This window comes from Streptosporangium lutulentum (assembly GCF_030811455.1).
Taxonomy (GTDB): Bacteria; Actinomycetota; Actinomycetes; order Streptosporangiales; family Streptosporangiaceae; genus Streptosporangium; species Streptosporangium lutulentum.
In genome coordinates this window covers 1,905,558-1,926,497 of record NZ_JAUSQU010000001.1, presented here as the reverse complement: position 1 = coordinate 1,926,497, position 20,940 = coordinate 1,905,558, and the positions used below count along the sequence as shown (strand labels likewise).

General features: G+C 69.8%; 16 protein-coding genes and 1 pseudogene. 13 read left to right on the top strand and 4 right to left on the bottom strand.

Annotated features, from left to right (window positions below):
* Positions 1 to 107 precede the first annotated feature (107 nt).
* The 4 genes from J2853_RS08050 to J2853_RS08035 are packed head-to-tail and all read left to right on the top strand — an operon-like array spanning position 108 to position 4,542.
* Positions 108 to 875, top strand: coding sequence for an ABC transporter ATP-binding protein (locus tag J2853_RS08050; protein ID WP_307556337.1), 768 nt, complete (start codon positions 108 to 110; stop codon positions 873 to 875).
* Positions 860 to 2,680: a hypothetical protein gene (locus J2853_RS08045; protein WP_307556336.1), complete on the top strand. Its 1,821-nt coding sequence runs from the start codon at positions 860 to 862 to the stop codon at positions 2,678 to 2,680. Before J2853_RS08050 ends, J2853_RS08045 begins: the two co-directional genes overlap by 16 nt.
* A gap of 36 nt (positions 2,681 to 2,716) precedes the next feature.
* Positions 2,717 to 3,925, top strand: a complete 1,209-nt coding sequence (locus tag J2853_RS08040; RefSeq protein ID WP_307556335.1) for a sensor histidine kinase — start codon at positions 2,717 to 2,719, stop codon at positions 3,923 to 3,925.
* Positions 3,922 to 4,542 (top strand): response regulator, encoded by a 621-nt coding sequence (locus J2853_RS08035; RefSeq protein WP_307556334.1) that lies wholly within the window; start codon positions 3,922 to 3,924, stop codon positions 4,540 to 4,542. Before J2853_RS08040 ends, J2853_RS08035 begins: the two co-directional genes overlap by 4 nt.
* 90 nt (positions 4,543 to 4,632) lie before the next feature.
* Here J2853_RS08035 and J2853_RS08030 read toward each other — a convergent pair whose 3' ends face one another.
* From J2853_RS08030 to J2853_RS08020, 3 genes are all read right to left on the bottom strand, one after another.
* The gene (locus J2853_RS08030; RefSeq protein ID WP_307556333.1) at positions 4,633 to 5,115 is read right to left on the bottom strand and encodes an inorganic diphosphatase; all 483 of its coding nucleotides are present in this window, start codon (positions 5,113 to 5,115) and stop codon (positions 4,633 to 4,635) included.
* A gap of 405 nt (positions 5,116 to 5,520) precedes the next feature.
* The gene (locus J2853_RS08025) at positions 5,521 to 6,675 is read right to left on the bottom strand and encodes an LLM class flavin-dependent oxidoreductase (protein ID WP_307556332.1); all 1,155 of its coding nucleotides are present in this window, start codon (positions 6,673 to 6,675) and stop codon (positions 5,521 to 5,523) included.
* Positions 6,676 to 6,683: 8 nt separating this feature from the next.
* A complete protein-coding gene (locus J2853_RS08020; RefSeq protein ID WP_307556331.1) occupies positions 6,684 to 7,904 on the bottom strand; it encodes an SfnB family sulfur acquisition oxidoreductase in 1,221 nt (406 codons plus the stop codon).
* A gap of 281 nt (positions 7,905 to 8,185) precedes the next feature.
* Between J2853_RS08020 and J2853_RS08015 the strand changes: the two genes are divergently transcribed.
* From J2853_RS08015 to J2853_RS07975, 9 genes and pseudogenes are all read left to right on the top strand, one after another.
* Complete coding sequence (locus tag J2853_RS08015) at positions 8,186 to 9,613, top strand: LLM class flavin-dependent oxidoreductase (protein WP_307556330.1); 1,428 nt, start codon at positions 8,186 to 8,188, stop codon at positions 9,611 to 9,613.
* A gap of 547 nt (positions 9,614 to 10,160) precedes the next feature.
* A complete protein-coding gene (locus J2853_RS08010) occupies positions 10,161 to 11,798 on the top strand; it encodes an ABC transporter substrate-binding protein (protein ID WP_307556329.1) in 1,638 nt (545 codons plus the stop codon).
* A complete protein-coding gene (locus J2853_RS08005; protein ID WP_307556328.1) occupies positions 11,795 to 12,775 on the top strand; it encodes an ABC transporter permease in 981 nt (326 codons plus the stop codon). Before J2853_RS08010 ends, J2853_RS08005 begins: the two co-directional genes overlap by 4 nt.
* Complete coding sequence (locus tag J2853_RS08000) at positions 12,772 to 13,626, top strand: ABC transporter permease (protein ID WP_307556327.1); 855 nt, start codon at positions 12,772 to 12,774, stop codon at positions 13,624 to 13,626. Before J2853_RS08005 ends, J2853_RS08000 begins: the two co-directional genes overlap by 4 nt.
* Positions 13,623 to 15,284 carry a dipeptide ABC transporter ATP-binding protein gene (locus J2853_RS07995; RefSeq protein WP_307556326.1) on the top strand — a complete coding sequence of 554 codons (1,662 nt, stop codon included), beginning with the start codon at positions 13,623 to 13,625 and terminating at the stop codon, positions 15,282 to 15,284. Before J2853_RS08000 ends, J2853_RS07995 begins: the two co-directional genes overlap by 4 nt.
* A 13-nt stretch (positions 15,285 to 15,297) precedes the next feature.
* Positions 15,298 to 15,477 (top strand): annotated as a pseudogene (locus J2853_RS07990) (aldo/keto reductase); the annotation flags it as partial.
* A 281-nt stretch (positions 15,478 to 15,758) separates the two neighbouring features.
* Complete coding sequence (locus J2853_RS07985) at positions 15,759 to 16,742, top strand: hypothetical protein (protein ID WP_307556325.1); 984 nt, start codon at positions 15,759 to 15,761, stop codon at positions 16,740 to 16,742.
* The gene (locus J2853_RS07980) at positions 16,634 to 17,935 is read left to right on the top strand and encodes a CehA/McbA family metallohydrolase (protein WP_307568630.1); all 1,302 of its coding nucleotides are present in this window, start codon (positions 16,634 to 16,636) and stop codon (positions 17,933 to 17,935) included. Before J2853_RS07985 ends, J2853_RS07980 begins: the two co-directional genes overlap by 109 nt.
* 494 nt (positions 17,936 to 18,429) lie before the next feature.
* Complete coding sequence (locus J2853_RS07975; protein WP_307556324.1) at positions 18,430 to 19,212, top strand: carotenoid biosynthesis protein; 783 nt, start codon at positions 18,430 to 18,432, stop codon at positions 19,210 to 19,212.
* A gap of 87 nt (positions 19,213 to 19,299) precedes the next feature.
* Here the strand turns inward: J2853_RS07975 and J2853_RS07970 are convergent, their stop codons facing one another.
* Complete coding sequence (locus J2853_RS07970) at positions 19,300 to 20,595, bottom strand: esterase-like activity of phytase family protein (protein WP_307556323.1); 1,296 nt, start codon at positions 20,593 to 20,595, stop codon at positions 19,300 to 19,302.
* Positions 20,596 to 20,940 lie beyond the last annotated feature (345 nt).

Here is a 20,940-nt window from a genome sequence, read left to right as displayed (position 1 = left end):
CCGTCCGCCGATCTTCCGGCATCAACCGATCGGTTGATGCCGGAATCCACCGTCCCGCTCCCCGCCCGGACGATCCGCCACCCCCGCCCCCCCGCGATGCTCAAGACATGCCAACACACCGGGAGCCCGCCCTCCGCACCGCCGGACTCCGCAAAGCCTTCGGCGACCACGTGGCCGTCGACGACATCCACCTCACCGTCCCCGCCGGATCCTTCTACGGCCTGGTCGGCCCCAACGGCGCCGGCAAGACCACCACCCTGGCCATGGCCGTCGGCCTGCTCCGCCCCGACGCCGGCAGCGCCAAGATCTTCGGCGTCGACGTCTGGCGCGACACCGTCCAGGCCAAGGGACTGATCGGCGTGCTGCCCGACGGCAACGCCATGCCGGAACGGCTCACCGGCCGCGAGGTCCTCACCTACCTCGGCCTGCTGCGCGGCCTGCCGCCCGCCGTCGTCACCGAGCGCACCGACGAACTCCTCCAGATCCTCGAACTCGACTCCGCAGAGCGGACCCTGGTCATCGAATACTCCACCGGCATGCGCAAGAAGATCGGCCTGGCCGTCGCCCTCCTGCACGCGCCCCGCCTGCTCGTCCTGGACGAGCCCTTCGAGGCCGTCGACCCCGTCTCCGCGGCCACGATCAAGACCATCCTGCGCAGGTTCGTAGGCAACGGCGGCTCCGTGATCATCTCCAGTCACGTCATGGCCCTGGTCGAGCAGCTCTGCGACCACGTGGGCGTCATCTCCGACGGCCGCCTCGTAGCCGCCGGGCCGCTGGCCGACGTACGCGGCACCGGAACCCTGGAGGACGCCTTCGTCGACCTCGTCGGCGCCCGCACCGGAGGAACGGAGGGACTGGCATGGCTCACCTCCTGACCCCCGGCCCGGCCGACCTGGCACAGCACATGATCCGCATGCGGCTGACGCTCATGCGCAACTCCCTGCGCGGCGACAACGCCTCCAACCTCTACATCGGCGTCTCGGCCGGGCTGATCCTGGCCTTCGGAACGATCGCCGTCGCCGTCCTGTGGCCCGCCTACCTGCCCCTCACCCTGGCCGCGTGGCTCTCCGGCTGGATCTTCGGCCCCATCTTCGTCGGGGGCGGCAACGAGGCCCTCCGCCCCGAATACTTCTCCATGCTCCCGGCCACGCCAGGCCGGATCGCCACGGCACTGCTCGCCGGAGCCTTCGCCGGCCCCGCACCCGCGGTCAATCTCATCGCCCTGCTGTCCCTGCCCGTGTACGGCTGGCGTTTCGGTCCGGCCGGAGTGCTCATCGGCCTGGCAGCGGCCGTGACCACGCTCGTCACCATGGTGATGATCTCCCGCGTCATCGTGGCGCTCATCGGCCTGTTCGTCAGATCCCGCGCCACCGCGGCCGCCGTCGGCATCGTGATCGGCACCGCCATCGCCCTGTGCAGCAACGGCTGGGCACCCATCGTGGCTCTGGGCGGCGCCGACACCACCGCCTGGTCTGAGGTCCTCGTCCGCGCCCTGCCCTCCGGATGGGGCGTGGCCGCCATCGAAGCCCCCTGGCTTCTCGCCCTCGCCGTCCTCGCCGCCAACGCCGGTGTGATCGCCCTTCTCCTGGCTGCTTGGGCAGGCCTGCTGTCGCGGCGCGTCGTCTCGGCCGCACGCGGCGGTGTGCCGCCCCGCCGCGGCGCGCCCCGCCCCTTCCCCACCACCAGCGGCGCCCGCGTCACCGCCGCCAAGGAACTGCGTGTCTGGTGGCGCGATCTCGTCCGCATCCAGCTCCTTGCCCTCGCCTTCTCCTACGCCGTCGTCACCCCTCTCCTGCTCGTCACCATCGACGCTTGGATCATGGTCCCCTTCACGGGACTCATCGCGATCGTCATGGCCGCCGCGTCCTCGGCCAACCTCTACGGCGCCGACGGGACCGCTCTCTGGCTCACCCTCATGACCCCCGGTGCGGAACGCGCCGACGTCCGCGGCCGCCAGCTGGCCTGGCTCCTCATCATCGGCCCGGCCGCCGTCGTCCTCACCCTGGCCGGCACCCTCGTCAGCGGCGAGACCTGGGCCTGGCCGTGGGTACTCGGTCTGCTCCCCGCCCTCCTCGGCGGCGGCGCCGGGATCATCGTCCTGCTCGCCGTCACCTCGCTCGTCCCCGGCACCGACCCTCACAAACGCGGCGGCAACCCGCTCAGCACCGGCGCCGACGAAACCGCCGAAACCAGCCTCGCCTGGCTCGTGCTCGTCGCGGTCCCCGCCATCGCCCTGCCCGCGGCCGGCGCCATTCTCCTCAACCCCTGGGCCGGCATCGCCACCGGTGTGCTGACCGGCGTCCTCAGCGCCTGGGGGCTCGGCAGGATCGCCTACCGCAGGCTCGAGAGCCACGGGATCGAGCTGCTCAACCTCATGAAGCACGGCCCGGCGCCCCAGGCCGACAAACCCACCACCGCGGACCTCCCCATCCACCACCGCATCGGCGTCATGATCAGCTACACCATCGCCTGGCTTCCCCTGTTCCCCCAGGGACTCGTGCCCATGGTCATGAAGATCTTCGGCATCGAGGAGCGCGTATGGTTCCTCGCCCTTCATCTCCCGCCGATCTGGCAGTGGCCCACCATCATCTTCATGATCGCTCTAGGACTGCTGATGTACGGCTACGCCATCTTGATCCCCATGCGCCTAAGCTCGTCCTCGTCGGCCACCACCGGGTGAAACCCATTCGTACCCGAGAGGAGGGGCACCCCCCGGATGAACGACCCCTTCCCCCCTTCCACCTGGGAGCGACGCTTCGGGCACGTCGTCGAGATCGTCCCCTACATCACCCTCGCCGCCTCCCTCGTCATCAGCCTGGCCTCACCCGACCAGCCCGAGGGCAAGATCCCCCGCACCCTCGTGCTCACCGCCCTGGCCCTCGCCTGGATTCTCGGCGCCCACGTCCTCCTCCCCGCCGCCGTACGCCGGCGGAGGGTCGCCGTCACCGTTCACTTCGTCGGCCTCCTGGCCACCACCGCGCTGCTGACCTTCCACGACCCCATCTTCGTCATCTACTGCATCTCCGGCTTCTTCATCGCCGCCAACTTCGCTCCCTCCAGGTGGACCTTCGCCGCCGTCGCCGCCACCTCCTTCGTCCTGTACGGCTCGACGCTCGACTGGACCCAGGCCACCATCCAGCTCATCGCCTTCCACCTGGCGATCATCGCCGTGCAGACCGTCGCCATCGGCGGCGGCTGCATCGCGGGCATCAGGATCGAGGAGCGGCAGCGCAAATACCAGAAAGCGGTCAGCGACCTTCAGACCGCCCTGGAGGAGAACGCCGACCTCCACGCCCAGCTCCTCACCCAGGCCCACCAGGCCGGCATCCTCGACGAACGCCAGCGCATGGCACGCGAGATCCACGACACCCTCGCCCAGGGCCTCACCGGCATCATCACCCAGTTACGCGCCGCCCAACGCGTCGAGGACTCCGACACCCACCTCGAACTCGCGCTCGACCTCGCCCAGGACAGCCTCACCGAAGCCCGCCGCTCCGTCGCCGCCCTCCAGCCCCACCAGCTCGAGGACGCCCACCTCCCCGAGGCCATGACCACCCTGGCCCGCAACTGGACCCAGACCACCGGCGTCGACCTCCACGTCGAGGTGACCGGCGACCGCGTCCCCCTCAGCCCCGCCATCGAGGTCACCCTCTTCCGTGTCGCCCAGGAGGCCCTCGCCAACGTCGCCAAACACGCGGGCGCCACCCGCGCCGGCCTCACCCTCTCCTACACCGACGCCGTCGTCCTCCTCGACGTCCGCGACGACGGCACCGGCATCCACAATCCCAACGGCAAAGGATTCGGCCTCAGCAGCATGAGACAACGCCTGCGCGGCGTCGGCGGCTCCCTCGAAATCGAGAGCACGCCCGGCGAGGGCACCGCCGTCAGCGCCACCGTCCCCGCGCTCCGAGGAAACCCCCGGTGATCCGCCTCCTCATCGTCGACGACCACCCCATCGTCCGCGACGGCCTGCGCGCCGCCTTCGAAGCCGAACCCGACATCGACGTCGCCGGCGAAGCCGCCAACGGCCGCGAGGGCATCGACCGCGCCGTCGCGCTCGAGGTCGACCTCGTCCTCATGGACCTGCGCATGCCCGAAATGGACGGCGTCACCGCCATCACCGCCCTGCGCCACTCCCACCCCCACATCAAGACCCTCGTCCTGACCACCTTCGACGGCGACTCCGACGTCCTGCCCGCCATCGAAGCCGGCGCCACCGGCTACCTCCTCAAAGACGCCCCCACCGACGAACTCCTGCGCGCCGTCCGCGCCGCCGCCGCGGGCGAGCCGGTCCTGTCCCCCTCCGTCGCCGGCCGCCTGATGGGCCAGGTGCGCAGACCGGTCAAGGCCGCCCTCACCGACCGCGAGCTCCAGGTCCTCGCCCTCGTCGCCGACGGAGCCTCCAATCGCCAGGCGGCCGCCAAACTCTTCATCAGCGAGGCCAGCATCAAGACCCACCTGCTGCACATCTACGACAAACTCGGCGTCCGCGACCGCGCCGCCGCCGTCGGCGAGGGCTATCGACGGGGGTTGCTCAGTTAGTCGACCGGCAGCCCGCCTTCACAGGGCCACGCCGGCCGTACCTCGCCGGAGATCCATTCCAAGATCGCGCTCGGATCCGCCCGGGGAAGCCTACGGCCGTGAGAGGCGGCTCACGGCCTGGACGACCACGTTCTCGGCCTCCGCCCGTGGTTCCCAGCCACGGACGTTGGTGCTCTTGCCGGGCTCAAGGTCCTTGTAGACGTCGAAGAAGTGGCCTATCTCGCTGAGCACGTACGGCGGGACGTCCTGGATGTCCTGGATGTCGTTGAAGCGGACGTCGTTGGCGGGCACGCACAGGACCTTGGCATCCGGGCCGCGTTCGTCGCGCATCCAGAAGACCCCCACGGGACGGACGCTGATCACACAGCCGGGGAACGTCGGAGCGTCGCCGAGCACGAGGGCGTCGAGCGGATCGTCGTCCTCGGCCAGGGTGCCGGGCACGAACCCGTAGTCGTAGGGATAGGCGGTCGAGGTGAACAGCAGCCGGTCCAGCCGGATCCTCTGCTTGACCGGGTCCATCTCATACTTGTTGCGCGACCTCTGCGGCGTCTCCACGATCATGTCGAAGCGCATCTCGGGCCCCCTTCCGGTGGCGCGACCTCTGCGGTTCCTGGTCGGCGCCCTCCTCGGACGGCACCCGTGGCCAGGTCTTCACCCGCACCCGGCGGACCGCCTCGGCTCAGGCGTCACCGAGGCGGTCCGCGCCATGCGCGGGCGGCCACACCGGCGTCCAGGAGTGCGGCGATCGGGCAGGGCCGGCCTCGACGGGGAGGCACCGCCGGACGGCGCACCGTATTCACCATATTACGCCATGCCATTTCCAACGGTCGGCGCCGACGTCCGGAGCACGTCGAGGACCGGGCACTGACACTCCGCGCGAACCTCCTACCACAACGGCGATACGCAGCCGGGCACGCTGAACATCCGCTGCCGAACGGGAGCAGGTAGACGGTCCCGCTTCCAGGCGGAGGGGTCGTGTCAGCGAGACGCCGAGGCGAAGGGGATGGTGGCCGGTTGGTCCGCGTCCTGCTGGGCCTGCGGGTGCTCCCAGAGCCCGCGGCTGCGCAGGATGGGCAGCACGCCCTCGCCGAACCAGTACGCCTCCTCGATGTGGGGATGGCCCGAGAGGACGAACTCGGTGATGCCGAGGCGGTGGTACTCCTCGATCCGGTCGGCGACCTCGGTGTGGCTGCCCACCAGTGCGGTGCCGGCTCCGCCGCGGACCAGGCCCACCCCAGCCCACAGGTTCGGATAGATCTCCAATCCGTCGCGACCGCCGCCGTGCAGGTCGAGCATCCGCTTCTGCCCTTCGGACTCGCTGCGGGCGAGGCCTGCCTGGACCTGATCGACGGTGGCTGGATCGATGCCGTCGAGCAGCCGCTGGGCCTGCGCCCACGCCTGCTCGCTGGTGTCCCGACTGATCACATGGAGCCGGATGCCCTGGCGGAGGCTGCGGCCCTCTGCCGCCGCGAGGCCGGACACCCAGGCGATCTTCTCGGCCACGGCGGTAGGGGGCTCTCCCCACGTGAGGTACGCGTCGACGTGGCGGGCCGCGACCCGGCCCGCGGCGGCGGACGAGCCGCCGAAGTAGATGTCCGGCACCGGGTCGGGCAGCCGGTTGAGCTGCGCGCCCTCGACTCTCAGATGCTCGCCGGCGAAGTCGACCACCTCTCCTTTCCACAGGCCCCGCACGATGTGCAGGAACTCGTCCGCACGCGCGTACCGGGCGTCCTTGTCGAGGAAGTCGCCGTACGCGCGCTGCTCGTGGCTCTCCCCGCCGGTGACCACATTGAGCAGCAGCCGGCCGCCTGAGTGGCGCTGGAAGGTGGCGGCCATCTGCGCGGCCAGGGTCGGGGTGATGAAGCCCGGCCGGAACGCGACCAGGAACTTGAGCCGTTCGGTCGTCTCGACGAGCATGGCCGTGGTCAGCCAGGCGTCTTCGCACCAGGCGCCGGTGGGCGTCAGGGCGCCGACGAAGCCGAGCTGTTCGGCCGCGTGCACGATCTGGCGCAGGTAGGCCAAGGTGGCCGGCCGGGCGCCGCCGGCCGATCCCGCGGGCAGTCCGTGCCCGCCGCCGACGATGTCGCGGCTGTCACCGTACGTGGGCAGGAACCAGTGAAAGGTCAAAGTCATGGCTATCCCTAGAGCAGGCCGTGGCGGGGTGGAAGCTGTCCGTTGAGTACGTACCGACCGATGTGCTGGACCTTCCAGCGCGCGGGGTCGTGCAAGGTGTGGGTGCGGGCGTTGCGCCAGTGCCGGTTCAGATTGAGCCCTTCCAGGCTGGACCGGGTGCCGCCCAATTCGAAGACGGCGCTGCCGAGCTCGACCGCGACCGGGTCCGCGTAGGCCTTCGCGGTGGCCACGGCGATCGAGGCCGCGCCGGCCGACTCCGCACTCAGGTCGGCGCGCGCCGCGTCGACCGCCTCCCCGGCCGCGACCAGCAACGCCTCGGCCGCGCGGACCTTGATGGAGAGTTCGCCGACTCGCTGGATGACCAGCGGGTCCTCCGCGGCGGTCTCTTGGCCGCTCTCGAACCAGGGTCGGGCCTTGGTCCGCACGAACTCCACCGCCTCGGTCAACGCGCCTCCCGCGATTCCGACGTCGATCGCCGTGTGCAGTAGTTGCGCCAGCGCGCCGTGTAACTGCGGCCCGGTGAACGTCAGGTGGTGGGGCACCACGTGCGCGGCCGGCACGGGAACGTCCTCGAGCCGTACCGTGCCGCTGGCCGTGGTCCGCTGTCCCATTCCGGCCCAGTCGTCCACCACGGTCAGCCCGGGGACGTCGCGGGGCACGTACGCGACATGCAGCGCCTCGTCCTCGTCACGGGCAAGAACCGGGATCCAGTCGGCGAACAGCGCGCCCGTGCTGTAGTGCTTGACACCGCGCAGCACGAAGTGGTCACCCGCGCGAATCAACCGCGTCCGGTAGTCCTGCACGTGCTTCGTCCCCGCCTCGGATTGCGCGTTGCCGAAGCGCCTGCCCGCCAGCACCTCGCCGAAGAAGAGCTCCCGCTGAGCGGGGCTGCCCTGATGGCGCAGCACGTTCACGTAGACGATATGGCTCTGCGGGATCTGGGCGATGTTCGGATCGGCGGCGGCCAGCAGTCGGAACACCTCAGCGATGGTCCGCGCGCTCACATCCGCGCCGCCGTGTTCACGCGGAACGGTGACCCCGAGCAATCCGCTGGCCGACAACCGGTCCAGCTCCTGCCGGGGCAGCCTCCGCTGGGCGTCGCGCCCGGCCGCTCCCGCCGCGAACTCGACGGCGAGCGCCCGCCCCACGGCCAGCGCCTCCTCCTCGTCTGCGATCACGTGCGCGGCCGATCGGTCAGGGGATCGCGATGGTGCGCTGTCAATGCTCATGGTGCCGTCCGTTGGTGCGTAGTGGCGTCGAGAGTGACCCTAATTCATGTATAACCAGTAGGCAATGTTGCATTTTCTCGACAGGTCCGTATGGTGTGGGAATGTCCCCGGGGCGCGCGTCCGATACGACGTCGACTTCGTCGAGCCGCTCCAGATGCGCGGCAGCGGCCGTCGAACGGGCCCCGCCCCCTCCCGATCCCGAGCAGACGAGCCAGGCCTGGCCGGTCGCCCGGCCGGGCCGGCGGCATCGCCCAAACCAACCGAACCCGCAGTGAGTGAACGTGACTGACATCGAACGCCGGATCATCCACTTCAACCTCTTCGAGATGAACTGTGTCGGCCACATCCAGCACGGCCTGTGGACGCACCCCGACAACAACCGGCACCGCTACACCGACATCGACTACTGGACCGGGCTCGCCACACTGCTGGAACGCGGCCTGTTCGACGCGGTCTTCCTCGCCGACGTGGTCGGGCTGTATGACCGGTATCAGGGTGGACCCGAGACCGCGATCCGCGAAGCGGTGCAGGTGCCGGCCAACGACCCGCTGCTCGTCGTGCCCGCGATGGCGGCGGTCACCCGGCATCTCGGCTTCGCCGTGACCTTCTCCACCACCTACGAACCTCCGTTCGCGCACGCGCGCCGCATGTCCACCCTCGACCACCTCACCAAGGGCCGGGTGGCCTGGAACGTCGTCACCTCCTACCTGCGCAGCGCTGCCAGGAACTTCGGGCTCGACGACGAGATCGAGCGCGACCTGCGCTACGAGATCGCCGAGGAGTACCTCGAAGTCCTCTACAAGTTGTGGGAGGGCAGTTGGGAGAACGACGCGGTCATCCGCGACCGGGAACGAAGGATCTACGCCGACCCGGCGAAGGTCCACCCCATCGACCATGACGGAAAACACTTCCGCGTCGCCGGACCCCACCTGTCCGAACCCTCCCCGCAACGCACCCCGGTGATCTACCAGGCCGGCAACTCGGAGCGGGGTAAGGACTTCGCGGCCAGGCACGCGGAGGCGATCTTCACAGGGGCCCCGTCGATCGAGGCGCTGCGCGAGGAGATCGCCGACATCAAGCGGCGCGCCGTGGCCTTCGGCCGCGACCCCGAGCACGTCAAGGTCTTCCCCGGCGCGTCGGTGATCGTCGCCAGGACCCAGGAGGAGGCCGACGCCAAGGTCGCCGACCTGCAGCGTCACATCAGACCGCAGGGGTTCCTGGCCCAGCGCGGCAGCGGGATCGACCTGGCCGCCTACGACCCCGACGACACGATCGACGACATCGTCGCCCGGGGCGGCGACTTCACCGAGCGCGCGATACGCCCCCTGGTGGGCAGGGGCCTGCGAGTCAGGGACGTGCTCGAATCCGTCGGCCGCATCGGACGGGGAGGACCGTTCTTCGTGGCCGGCACGCCGGAACGAGTGGCCGACGAGATCGAGCGCTGGGCGGACGAGACAGGCGCGGCCGGGTTCAACCTCATGCAGTACCTCTCGCCGGGCACGGCCGAGGACTTCGTCGAGCTCGTCGTTCCGGAACTCCAGCGACGAGGTCGCTACCGCACGTCCTACGACGACAGCACCTTGCGCGAGCGCCTCCTGGGCCCCGGCATCCACCGACTGCCGGACACTCATCCGGGCGCGGCGTTCCGCACCGCGGACCGAGGCCCCAAGGGTGTGGCTGAACCTGGCGCGGTGTCAGCGGAATCGTGAGCCACCAGGCTCGCTCATCCGACCGGAGCGTTCCGAAGCCGGCCGTGTCGACGATCATATATTTCATGTAAAACCAGTAGGAAATGTTGACTTCTATGTCTCTAGCCCATAAATTGAGGTTTATGAGCCAGAATGTCCACCTGACTCGGCGCCACCACGTTGACTTCGGCCATGTCGCAAGCGCGCAGTGTTGCTGATCGCGGACTTACGACCCCGCTGATCCGGTGAGATCGCCGTCGGATCTCCGAGCCCTACCGCGTCCCACGGGAAGAAGCCCGGAGGCTGCGGTCGCCTTGTGAACACCCATGTGCCGCCGACGGCTCGGCTCCCGCGGGGAGCCGCAGACCGCGAGAAGCGGCGTCCGCGAGAGGGGAGACCAGATGAGCGTCGTGACAGCGGACCTCCCGCGGCTGGAGGAGATTCCGGCCGGTTTGGGCCGAGTCATCCCCCACTCCTGATCGTCTATTCCCTTCCGTCCGGACGCCGCCCTCGCAGGTACGGCCGGCGCGACTTCCATGCTGTCCCCGCATCCCATGAGGAGCGTTCGTTGTTCCCCCCGAGAACCATCCGGCGCCTGATCACCGCGCTGGCCGGCCTGTCGTTGCTGACGGCCTGCGGAGGCGCCACCCAGGGCGTCACCGACATCGGCTCCAATCAACCGGTGCACGGCGGCACCCTGAACCTGTCGATGTCACTCGATCCGCTGTGCCTCGATCCGCACGCGATCTCCTCCGACGTGGAGCAGATCTTCGGGCACATCCTCACCGACAACCTGGTCTACCTCGACGAGAAGGGCAACCCGTCGCCGTGGCTGGCCACCTCCTGGGAGATTTCGCCCGACGCCCGGACCTACACCTTCCATCTGCGTAAGGGCGTGACCTTCAGCGACGGGGCCGTGTTCGACGCGCGGGCGGTCGTCACCAACTTCGAGCACATGCTCGACCCTGCGACCCGCTCCCCACTGGCCGGCCCGTACATCGCGCCGTACAAGGACAGCAAAATCATCGACGACCACACGCTCGAAGTGCATCTGTCCCGGCCGTACGTCCCGTTCCTGACGGTGCTGGCCCAGGGCTGGCTCGGGATGGAGTCGCCCAAGGCGATCAAGGAAAAGACTCCGGCGCAACTGTGCGAGCACCCGGTCGGCTCCGGCCCGTTCGTGCTGACCGGCTACACCAAGAACCAGAGCGTCACCTTCGCCCGCCGGGCCGACTACAACTGGCCGCCCGACCTGTTCAAGCACACCGGTCCCGCATATCTCGACGGCATCAAGGTCGACTGGGTGGGCCAGGACGCGGTGCGCTTCAACTCGCTGGTCAGCGGCCAGTACCAGGCCACCGGCTATCTGCCGGCGCAGAACGCGCAGGCTGTGAAGTCCAACCCCGACCTGGATTTCCACAACAACAACCGGATCGGCTGGCCGTTCACCTTCGACTTCAACCTCTCCCGCGCGCCGTTCGACGACATCAAGGTCCGCCAGGCTTTCGCCGCATCCATCAACGTGCCGGCGATCATCCAGACGATCGGGTTCGGACAGCGGCAACCGGCGACCGGTTTCCTCGACCGGGTCACCCAGTTTTACGATCCGAACGCGAAGTTCCCGGGGTACGACACCGCGAAGGCCAACCAGCTCCTCGACCAGGCCGGCTGGACCGGGCGCGACGCCGACGGTTACCGCACCAAGGACGGCAAGGTCCTGGAGGCGCAGTTGCCGGTGACCCAGACGGCCACGGTCAGCCCGATCTACAACCTGATCCAGGCACAGGCCAAGGCGGTCGGCTTCAAGGTGAATGTGAACCTGTTGCCCCTCACGCAGATCACCACGCTGCGGTACGCCGGCGACTACGACCTCCTCTCCGGGGTCTGGCACACCAACACGCCGGACGTGCTCTACATCAAGTACGCGACGGAGAGCATCCCCAACGAGAAGCGCCTCGGGCAGAACCTGTCCCACCTCTCCGACCCCCAGATCGACGGATGGCTGGAACAGGCCCGTCAGACCACCGACGGCGCGAAACTCCAGGACCTGTACGGCAAGGTCCAGCAGCGGCTGGTCGACCTGGTGCCCGGTGTCCCGATCTATGACAACTCGGTGTTGTGGGCCACGAGCAAGAAGCTGCGGGGCGTCATCACGGACACGTCGCATGCCACGCCCGTGTTCACCTACGCGTGGCTCACGAAATGACCGCCCGCGGCGCGACGACGACCCGGCTCGCCGGGCACCCCACCGCGGTCGCCATCGCCAAACGGATCGGGGTACGGCTGATCGCCGGGGTGGGGGTTCTGTGGGGCGCGGCCACGCTCAGCTTCATCGCGCTGCACGTCACCGCGGGCGATGCCGCGCTGTCCACCGTGGCAGGCCAGGGCGCCAACCCGACGAAGGAGTTGCTGGACCAGGTCCGCCGCGACCTCGGCCTGGACCAGCCCCTCTACCACCAGTATCTGGACTACATCGGTCGCCTGCTCCACGGCGACCTGGGCCAGTCTTACCAGCAGCGGATCGAGGTGAGCCAGGCGATCACCGAGCAGCTCGGCCAGACCGTCCAGCTCGCGGTGTCCGCGGCCGTGGTGGCGGTGCTGCTGGCGATCACGGTGGCGGTGTTGACCGCGCGGCGGCGGCCGTGGCGGTCGATCGCCTCCGGAGTGGAGCTGACGCTGTCCTCGACGCCGACCTTCGTGATCGGCATTGTGCTGCTCATCATCTTCTCGTTCACCCTCAAGGTCTTTCCCGTCTCCGGGAACGACGGGCCGCGCGCGCTGGTCCTGCCGACGCTCACCCTGGCGTTGCCGATCGGCGCGGTGCTCGCCCAGGTGCTGCGCAGCGAACTGGAGGAGGTGCTGGAGCAGCCGTTCATCCTCACCGCCCGCAGCCGCGGCATGCGGGACACCGCGGTCCGGGTACGGCATGCCCTGCGCCATGCGCTGGTGCAGATCGTCACGATGTCCGGCTTCGTGGTCGGCGGTCTGCTGGGCGGCGCGGTCATCACCGAGACGCTGTTCGTCCGCCAGGGAGTGGGGCAGCTGATGCTCTCCGCGGTTACCACGAAGGACATCCCGATGGTATTGGGGCTGGTGGTCTTCGCCGCCTTCGTGTACGTCGTGGTGAACTTGCTGGTGGACATCGCGTACACGCTCATCGACCCGAGGCTGGTGACCCGGTGAGCGCGTTGACCGCCACGGTCGCGGCGCTGCCGCGGGCGGGCCGCATCCGGCCGCGCCCCGGGCTGATCCTGGCCGGGCTGTTCGCGGCCGTCGTCGTGGCCGCCGCCCTCGTGCCACAACTTCTGGCCCCGCACGACCCCCTGGAGATCGGTATCGACGGGGCGTTCCTGTCGCCCCGCGCCGGCCACCTGCTCGGTACCGACGAATCCGGCCGCGACGTGCTCAGCCGGATGGTCTACGGGGCCCGTCCCTCGCTGGTGATGGGGCTGGGGGCGACGGCGATCGCGGTCGCCGGCGGCACCGTGCTGGGGCTGATCGCCGGATTGGGCAGCCGATTGACCGAGAGTCTCATCATGCGGCTGATCGACGTCGTGCTGTCCGTACCGGAACTGCTGCTGGCGCTGGTGGTCATCACACTGGCCGGTGCCGGCAGCACCAACGCGATGTTCGCCGTCGCGTTCGCCAGCATCCCGTCCTACGCGAGGATCGTACGGGCGCAGACGCACATCGTGCGCCGATCCACCTTCGTCGAGGCGGCGACGGGGCTGGGCATTCGGCGCTCCACGGTGGTCTGGCGGCACGTTCTGCCCAACGCGATCCGGCCGGTGCTGGTGCTGTCCACCATCGGGATCGGCACCGCGATCAGCGCCGGCGCCGCGCTGAGCTTCCTCGGGCTGGGGACCGAGCCGCCGGCTGCCGAGTGGGGCGACATGCTCTCCAACGGCCTCCAGTACATCTCCAACGACTGGCTCTTGGTGGCTGTGCCGGGTGTGGCGATCACGCTGACCGTGCTGTCCATCACCGTGCTCGGCCGCGAACTGCGCCGCCGCTCCGAAGGGAGAACCACATGAGCAGCCTGCTCGACGTCGCCGGGCTGACCGTCGCATTCCACGGCACCAGGGTCGTCGACGGAGTCTCCTTCGCCCTGCAGCGCGGGGAGTGCCTTGCGCTGGTGGGGGAGTCGGGCTCCGGCAAGAGCGTGACGACCCGTACCCTGGTCGGCCTCACCGGGTACGGCGCCCGAGTGCACGCCGACCGGCTGCGATTCCACGGTACCGACGTCACCGGCTTCACCGACCGGACCTGGCGGCGGGTGCGCGGGGCGCGGATCGGCTTCGTGCTGCAGGACGCGCTGGCCTCGCTCGACCCGCTGCGCCCGGTGGGCCGGGAGATCGCCGAACCGCTGACGCTGCACACCGCACTGAACCGTGCTGAGCGGGCCGCGCGGGTACACGAACTGCTGACTTCGGTCGGAGTGCCGGAGCCCGAGGTGCGGGCCGCCCAGTATCCGCACCAATTGTCCGGCGGGCTGCGCCAGCGGGCGCTGATCGCCTCGGCGATCGCGTGCGACCCGGACCTGCTGCTGGCGGATGAGCCGACCACCGCGCTGGACGCGACCGTGGCCCTGCAGGTGCTCGACCTGCTCGGCTCGCTCAAGGGCAACCGCAGCGGTCTGCTGATCGTCAGCCACGACCTGGCGGTGGTCGCCCGGCTGGCCGACCGGGTCGCGGTCATGAAGGACGGGCGGATCGTCGAGGCCGGCAGCACCGAGGCCGTGCTGCAGGATCCGCAACACCCCTACACCAAGGCGCTGCTGGCGGCCGTACCGTCGGCGCACGCCAAGGGCACCCGTCTGTCCGCGGTGGAGCGGCCCGCGGCTTCGGCGTCCGTAGCGGTCCCGGACCCCGGCCCGGCGCCGGGCTTGGAGCCCGTCCTGGCGGCCGTCGGGCTGCGTAAGTCGTTCCCCGGGCCGGACGGCGTCGCGCGCGTCGCGGTCGAGGACGTCTCGCTGACTTTACGGGCCGGCGAGACGCTGGGCATCGTGGGAGAGTCCGGTTCCGGGAAGAGCACCACCGCCCGGCTGCTGCTCGGCCTGGAGACGCCGGACGCCGGCGACGTGCTCGTCGACGGCACCGCGTGGACCGCGCTTACCTCCGAGCAGCGGCGCGCCCACAGGCGCCGGCTGCAGATCGTGTACCAGGATCCGCTCAGCTCCTTCGACCCGCGGTACACCGTGGACAGAGTCATCGGCGAGGCGCTCGGCGTCGCCGGATACCCGCGCGGCACCCGCCGCCGAGACCGCACCGTCGAGCTGCTCGAGCTGGTCGCGCTCGACGCCGGGTACCTGCGGCGGCGGCCGCTGGAGCTGTCCGGCGGGCAGCGGCAGCGGGTGGCCATCGCCCGGGCGCTGGCAGCCGAGCCGGAGGTCATCGTCTGCGACGAGCCGGTGTCCGCACTGGACGTCTCGGTGCAGGCGCAGATCCTCGACCTGCTCGCCGACCTTCAGACCCGGCTGCGCGTGGCCTACCTGTTCATCTCCCACGACCTCGGCGTCGTCTACCACGCGAGCGACCGGGTGCTGGTGATGCGGGACGGGCGGGTGCTGGAGTCCGGTGACGTGCGCACCGTGTTCGCCGATCCCCAGCACGACTACACCCGCGAACTGCTCGCCGCGATCCCGCGCCTGACCACCCATGCGGCGCCGCCTACCCCCATGGGAGTGAGCTGACCTCAACGTCGCCAAGGCCGTCCGGACGGTGGCCGACGAACTGGGCGTCACCTCATCGCAGGTCGCCCTCGCCTGGGTCAGGTCACGTTCCCGCGCCGTCCACCCCATCATCGGTGCCCGCACTGTCGAGCAGCCGGCCGGCAACCTCTCCAACAACCCAAGACCGACTGAGTCGTCAAATTCACGCCCGTGAAGTGCCGCAATCGGGCCGGAGGAGTCGGTCCAGGGGTCTATCCCCGTTGGCCCCGATTCGTCAGAGGTCCGTTCGGGTTCACAGAATCCGCGGCTTGCCCGTGATGTCTCCTCTGCGGTGAGGGCGGACCGCCGCATGTCGCTGCGGGGCGCGATTCCGTGCGAGAAAGCCTCGCCAGGCGTTCAGGTCCAGGCCATCCGGGGGCCATCGGCCGGGTGAAGGGTGGACCGGTCCACCTCTCCTCCGAGGCAGGACGTCCCTACCCAACAGACGGAGAACACATGCGCATCCGCGCGCTGTTCACTACCGCCGCCGCGGGCGCGCTCGCCCTCATAGCAGCCGCGAGCCCCGCTCTCGCGGCCTCCGGCGCGGCAGACGACGCTCATATCGAGAAGGCCCCGGTCGCCGCGACACAGCACCCCGGTGCGCCCCGCGAGCGCGAGCTCATCGGCGCGCTGCACGAGCACAGCGGCTACTCCGACGGATGGCCCGGCTCCCGGCCCGCCGACTACTTCGCGTCTGGGCGCGACAAGCACGACCTGAACTTCGTCGGCTCGAGCGAGCACACCTCGAACGTCAACTCGCCGTTCACCTTCAACGAGGAGTGCCTGGACCCGCGGGTCGCGCCGAGCTGCCAGAACGCCGATCCGGTCAATCCGCTCGACGCGCTGCGCAAGTGGGACGCGGAGCTCGATCAGGCCAAGGCCTCGACCGACCCCGCGAAGGACTTCGTCGGCTTCCGCGGGTTCGAGTGGACCTCGGACCGCATGGGCCACATCAACGTCTACTTCTCGCGCGAGAACTCGCTGCCCGAGACCGACGGCGGCACCATCGCGATGGACCGCTTCTACGACTGGCTGACGACCACCGGCAAGGACGGCCTGGCGGTGTTCAACCACCCCGGCGACAAGACGCTGTGCGGCCCGCTGAAGTGCGACGTCCGCAGCGACCTCGGCTTCGGCTGGGAGGACTTCAAGTACTTCCCGAAGGCCGACGACCAGATGGCCGGCATCGAGGTCTTCAACGGCGGCGGCGACTTCGGCTCGGCGCCCGGGCACAACGCCCCGCCCGAGGGCTGGTACGCCCACGCGCTCGACAAGGGCTGGCACGTCGGCGCGATCGGCGCCGAGGACAAGGGGCACGACCGCACGGACGACTGGGGCGGCTCGCAGTACGCCAAGACCGTCGTCCTGGCCAAGTCCAACACCGAGAAGGACATCAAGAGCGCGATGGCCGATCGCCGCTTCTACGCAACGCCTCGCTGAAGGCGGGCGACGACACCTGGTACTTCCTCCGGGTCCTCCGCGACGGGCGTCCGGTCGCGTACTCCAGCCCGATCTGGGTCAACGACGGCAAGCAGGCGGGCTCGCCGAAGGCGCCCAAGGGCGATCTGAGCACCACGGGCGGCCGCTGGCTGGCGGGCGACCTGAACGTCCACAGCTGCTTCTCCAGCGACGTCTACTGCGCCGGGACCGACGACGCGAGCGCGGCCGACCCGTTCCGCCAGGGCGTCGACGTCCGCTCGCGCTTCGCCGAGGCGGGCAGCCGCGGGCTCGACTACCTCGCGGTCACCGACGACAACGACGTCCGCTCGGCGAAGGCGCCGGGCTCCGGCAGCCACGGCGTGCTCGCCATCCCCGGCTACGAGGACAAGGTCAAGGGCGACGCCCACGTGCTCGGCGTGGACAAGCTGCTCGGCAACGGCGACGGTTCCGCCGCCGCGATCAACGCGCTCGCGAACGAGGTGCGCGCGAAGGGCGGCCTCTTCCAGGTCGACCACCCCGGCTCCAAGATCACCAAGAAGTTCGCCGGCTGCGACGCCTCGACGCTCACCTGGGGCTACGGGTTCGACGTGCGGCCGGACACGGTCGAGGTCTGGAACCCGAGCTCGAGCATCCGCGCCGCCGAGGACTACCTCGACTGCTGGCTGCAGCGTGGCGCACGCGTCGCCCTGACCGGCGGCAGCGACGCCCAGACGCAGTACGGGCAGCCTCAGGGCGCCGGCTATCCCACCACCTGGGTGCTCGCGCGCAACCGCTCGCAGGGTGCCGTGCTCGAGGCGCTGCGCGCCAGCCGCACCAGCGTGTCCGCGCTGCCGCCGGCCGTCGGCGGGCGCCCGCTCGTGATCGAGGCCAAGCGCGACGGGCGTTTCGTGCCCGTCATCGGCGACGACGTCCGCCCGGGCGAGAAGCTGCACGTGCGCTCGCTCGACCCGCTCACCGACGGCTCGCTGCGCGTCCTCGCCAACGGCCAGACGCTGCTCGACCAGCACCTCACGCGCGACCGGGCGATCGAGTTCACCGCCCCGGCCCAGCCGGGCTGGTTGCGCGCCGAACTGCGTCTCGGCAACGACCTGCTCGAGCAGACCCCGCTGTGCGGAGCGATCGACCTCGGCGCGAACCTGTGCCCGTACGACGCGGCGATGGTCGCGATGACCTCGCCCGTCTACGTCCGCTGATCCGTCGATCTCGGTGACGACGAAGGCCCCGGTCCTTACGGATCTCGAACACTGCAACCCCTGAATGGATCAAGTGTTGCAACGATCCCTAGAACCTAAGTGGACCGGGGCCTTCGTGCACGTGGGAGGTCCCGCAATTCATAGAGTCCGCGACCTGCCCGTAACGTCCCCTGTGCGGTGGGGACGGGCCGTCACATGTCGCTGCGGGGGCGCCGGGCTCGGCTCCGTCCGCCGGGCTCAGGGGTCACCACGAATCCGGAAACGAACATGACCGGTGCCTGCCGCTGGACTGACCTTCCAGAGGGCACAGCACTGAGGTGAACGGCGGACGTCTCGGTCTCGGAGCTGTGAGACGCGCGATCTGGAAGAGGCCGTCCCCGGACGATCCGCGAACCGCGGACGCCCTGCGAACGGCGATCGGCCCGCGGGCGACAAACGGTCCACGAGCGGCGTACGGTTTGCGAACGGCCGGCGGTTTGCGAACGGCCGGCGGTTTGCGAACGGCCGGCGGTTTGCGGGCGGCGGTGGTCGCGCACCCGGCGAGCGCGCTCGGCGGGACGCTGCTCCTGTCCATGGTCGCCGCGCAGGTCGCCACGGGACTTCACCCGCAGCCGATCCGGCTGACCAGCGTGGTCGTGCTCCTCCTGGCGGCCGGCGCTCTGGCCTTCGCCACCGCGGCCCACACCTTCCCCAGGGCGGTCGCGGCGTTCGGCGCCGTGGTCGCGACCGGCTACGCGGCCGAGTGGATCGGGATCAGGACGGGCCTGCCGTTCGGCGACTACGGCTACGGCGATCTGCTCCGGCCGCAGCTCGGCGGGGTGCCGGTGATCGTCGCGCTGGCGTGGGGCGGCATGGGGCTGGCGGCCCACGCCACGGCCGCGGCGGCGGCTCCCGGGAGCCGGAGGGGGCGGATCGTGCTGGGGGCGCTGGCGCTCACCGCCTGGGACCTGTTCCTTGACCCGCAGATGATCCGGCTGAACCTGTGGACCTGGCACGATCCCGGCCCCTACCGGGGGGTGCCGATCGGCAACTTCGCCGGCTGGCTGCTGGTGTCCTTGCTGGTCATGGCCTTGATCGATCACATCGTGGCCGATCCCGCCGCGAGAAGCACCGGGCTGGTCGCGATCTACACGGTGATGGCGGTCATGGAGACCGTCGGTTTCGCGATGGTCTTCGATCCGCCGGACCCGCTGGTCGCGACCGCCGGAGGGATCTCCATGGGGCTGTTCGCCCTGCTCGCCTGGAGACGCGGCCTGCGAAGGCGTCGCGATCGGTGAGACGCCGTGGGCGGCCTCGCCGTCCGATGGAACGCCGCCGGCCCGGACCTGTGGGTCCGGGCCGGCGGGAGAGCTCTCAGCCGGTGGTCATCCGAGCGCGCGGGGCAGCTTGATGACGAGCAGGCGGCTGGGCACGCCGGTGTCGATCAGCTTGCCGTTCTCGTCGAACTCGCCGAGACCGAAGTCGTTGTCGTTGGCGACCGCGATGGTGGTGCGGTCGAGCACGGCGACGCCCTCCAGCTTTCCGGGGACCTTGGAGACGGCCGCCAGGTCGACGGTGAGCTTCTTCGCCAGCGGCTTGACCTTCGACGGCAGAGCCGTCTCCAGGCTCGGCTTCGTCCCCACGAGGTCGTACTTGCCCCAGAGCAGGTTGGTGGCGCCCTTCAGGTCCGCGGTGTAGAGGCGGGCGACGTTGTCGGTCCGCTCCTCGACGAGGAGCTTGCCGCCGCCGAGACCGACCACGGAGGAGATCTTCATCGCGCTCTGGTCACCCTCGACCTTGGGGTCGAACTTGGTGACGTCCTCGAAGACGTAGGCGTACTCGCCGACGGGCTTGCCGGTCCGCAGGTCGACCGCGAGGATCCGGGTGACCTTGGAGGTCTTGCTGATGTCCTTGTCCGGGTTCTCCAGCGGGCTCTGCAGCGCGACGTAGAGCCGGTCGCCGGAGATGCCGAGTCCTTCGAAACCGCGGTTCTGCTGCCGCTTGAGGAAGATGCCCGGCAGCGTCTCGTGCACGGGGTAGCCGGTGTGGGCCAAGTGGAGACCCTTGGGCACGTAGCGGGCCAGGATCCTGCCGTTCGCGGCGACCCGGACCAGCGACGGGCTGTACTCGTCGACCAGCCAGAACTCGCCCTTGGCGGTACGGATGATGTCCTCGGTGTCCAGGCCGTTCGGGTCGTACGAAAGGGTCGTCCTGCCGTCCCAGCCGTACGGCTTCTCGTCGTGGCCCTTCTGGTTCGACATGCCGGTGATCGGCTTGCCGGCCGAGGTCTTCAAGGTGATCGTCTGTGCGATCTTCGCCTTGCCGTGCTGTACGGAGACGCGGACGATGGCGGGCGCGAACCCCGGCGTCGGGAAGGTCCGGCGCTTCTCGCCGTCGATCTCCGGCTGGCCGTTGGGGCCGCGGTCGGTGACCATCCAGTACTCACCGGAGCGCCCCGCGGGGTACAGACCGCTGCCCACTCCGCCCAGCTTGACACCGTGGTCGTCCTTGACGAGGTGGGGCTCGAAGTCGGCCAGGGCGGGCGCGGGCAACGTCACGTCGCTGATCACGCGCGGCGCCGCATGGGTCGCGGTCGCCGCGGTGGCCACAGCCGGTCCGGCCGCGGCGAAGGCGAGCGCCGCGGCCATCGAGGCGGCCAGGGCAGCAGGTACAACTCGCATCAAGGATGCCTTTCTGGCGTATTCAGGTATAGCGGTGCACAAACTAGCGAGGACATCTAGACACTCGATGGCGCGGAGATGAACCGGACCCGTCGAATGCCCGGCTCACACGGAATTCCACCGAGGCGCACGAACCCGGGTAAAGACCGGAAGGTGAACGAACACCCCGGGTCGGAACGCCTCGTTCATCTCCCGGGTCCTCCCCGCCGAGGCCTGCCCGGGACCCGGACGCGGGCACAGGCCCGTCCACGCCCCGCCCACTCCCCTCGTGGGCGCCCGCGCCCGGTGCCGGGACGTCAAGTGAATCTGACCGGGACCGGCCGATCCGATGACCCGTCACCGGGC

Coding starts and splice junctions, on each gene's coding strand:
- J2853_RS08040 (WP_307556335.1), top strand. CDS start 2,717: ATGAACGACCCCTTCCCCCCTTCCACCTGGGAGCGACGCTTCGGGCAC.
- J2853_RS08020 (WP_307556331.1), bottom strand. CDS start 7,904: ATGAGCATTGACAGCGCACCATCGCGATCCCCTGACCGATCGGCCGCG.
- J2853_RS08045 (WP_307556336.1), top strand. CDS start 860: ATGGCTCACCTCCTGACCCCCGGCCCGGCCGACCTGGCACAGCACATG.
- J2853_RS07970 (WP_307556323.1), bottom strand. CDS start 20,595: ATGCGAGTTGTACCTGCTGCCCTGGCCGCCTCGATGGCCGCGGCGCTC.
- J2853_RS07995 (WP_307556326.1), top strand. CDS start 13,623: ATGAGCAGCCTGCTCGACGTCGCCGGGCTGACCGTCGCATTCCACGGC.
- J2853_RS08030 (WP_307556333.1), bottom strand. CDS start 5,115: ATGCGCTTCGACATGATCGTGGAGACGCCGCAGAGGTCGCGCAACAAG.
- J2853_RS08025 (WP_307556332.1), bottom strand. CDS start 6,675: ATGACTTTGACCTTTCACTGGTTCCTGCCCACGTACGGTGACAGCCGC.
- J2853_RS07985 (WP_307556325.1), top strand. CDS start 15,759: ATGCGCATCCGCGCGCTGTTCACTACCGCCGCCGCGGGCGCGCTCGCC.
- J2853_RS08005 (WP_307556328.1), top strand. CDS start 11,795: ATGACCGCCCGCGGCGCGACGACGACCCGGCTCGCCGGGCACCCCACC.
- J2853_RS08050 (WP_307556337.1), top strand. CDS start 108: ATGCCAACACACCGGGAGCCCGCCCTCCGCACCGCCGGACTCCGCAAA.